This is a genomic window from Paenibacillus sp. GCM10023250 (genome assembly GCF_042653205.1).
In the GTDB taxonomy this organism is placed as follows: domain Bacteria; phylum Bacillota; class Bacilli; order Paenibacillales; family Paenibacillaceae; genus Paenibacillus_Z.
Genome location: NZ_JBHSHY010000092.1, coordinates 1 through 1358, shown reverse-complemented (window position 1 = coordinate 1358; position 1358 = coordinate 1). Strand labels below are relative to the sequence as shown.

Sequence of the window (1358 nt, the reverse complement as noted above, 5' to 3'; positions counted from 1 at the left end):
GGGTCTGTCAATAATTTTGTGTAAACGAATTTTAAGGGTGTTGCGATGGAGGGGGACTCCGCCCCCTACCTCAGGTGCTGACCAACGCGATCGGGGAAGAAAACGGATAGCTGTAGCAGCATTTGTCCCCAGTTTTGGACGCGGCCTGTCCATTTCCGAACAACGTCCATTGTGGATAAATACAGCATTTTGAGCAGAGCCTCATCGCTTGGAAATATACTCTTGCCCTTCGTCACCTTGCGAAGTTGGCGGTGGTAGCTTTCAATAATGTTCGTCGTATAGATGAGTTTACGGATCTCCGGCGGATATTTGAAGAACGTGGCCAGCTCGTCCCAGTTGTTACGCCAAGAGCGGACGATCAGCGGGTACTTCTTGCCCCATTCCTCCTCAAAGCGGTCAAGCTCAACAAGCGCTGCTTCTTCTGTAGCAGCCTTGTAGATCGGTTTTAGATCGGCAGTGACTTTTTTCAGATCTTTGTAAGACACGTAGCGCGTGCAGTTGCGGATTTGGTGAATGATGCACTTTTGGATCTCTGTCTCTGGATAGCAGGCGGAAATAGCCTGAGAGAAGCCCGTCAGGTTATCCACGCAGGTAATGAGAATGTCCTGCACACCGCGGTTTTTGAGTTCATTTAAGACGCTGAGCCAGAACTTAGCGGATTCGTTCTCGCCAATCCACATACCTAGCACGTCCTTATTTCCGTCCAGGTCGATGCCAATGACCATGTACGCGGCTTTGTTCACAATGGCGCCGTCTTGCTTCACTTTGAAATGAATGGCGTCGAGAAATACGACCGCATACACGCTTTGCAGCGGCCGATTCTGCCATTCCTTGATCATGGGGACTATCTTGTTCGTCACGTTTGAGATGAGCGTCGGAGAGACCTCTATGCCATACAGATGCTGCAGATGGTCTTGGATTTCACGCGTGCTGACGCCTTTCGCATAAAGAGCAATAATTTGGTCTTCGATGCCGGTTACATTCGACTGGTGCTTCTTCACGACGATCGGTTCAAACTCGCCTAGGCGGTCGCGTGGAACGGTAATCTCTTGTTCTCCATACTCGCTTACGACGGTTTTCTTACTCTTGCCATTACGGCTGTTTGGCGTCATTTTAGCGGTCACGTCATGCTTCGCATAGCCCAGATGCGTCTCCATCTCTGCCTCCAGCATCTCCTGGATCGTCTCAGCGAACAGATTCTTGAGCGCATTCTGAGCGTCTTGCGCAGTCACCAAATTATTCTCCTTAATGAAGTCGCGCAGCTGCTGTTTCGTCCAAAGTCCCATGTGTTCTCCCAACCTTTCTACTGATTCCATTTTAATAGGTTTTGGAGTTTACACAAAGTATTTTACAGACTC

The 1358-nt window shown here is 49.5% G+C and carries 1 protein-coding gene; it reads right to left on the bottom strand.

The features are described 5' to 3' along the window. Positions 1-65: 65 nt before the first annotated feature. Positions 66-1286, bottom strand: a complete 1221-nt coding sequence (locus ACFPB1_RS27345; RefSeq protein ID WP_379229379.1) for an IS256 family transposase — start codon at positions 1284-1286, stop codon at positions 66-68. Positions 1287-1358 lie beyond the last annotated feature (72 nt).

What these genes read in the sequence shown, in the direction of transcription:
- ACFPB1_RS27345 (WP_379229379.1), bottom strand. Translation starts at nt 1,286, where the DNA reads ATGGGACTTTGGACGAAACAGCAGCTGCGCGACTTCATTAAGGAGAAT.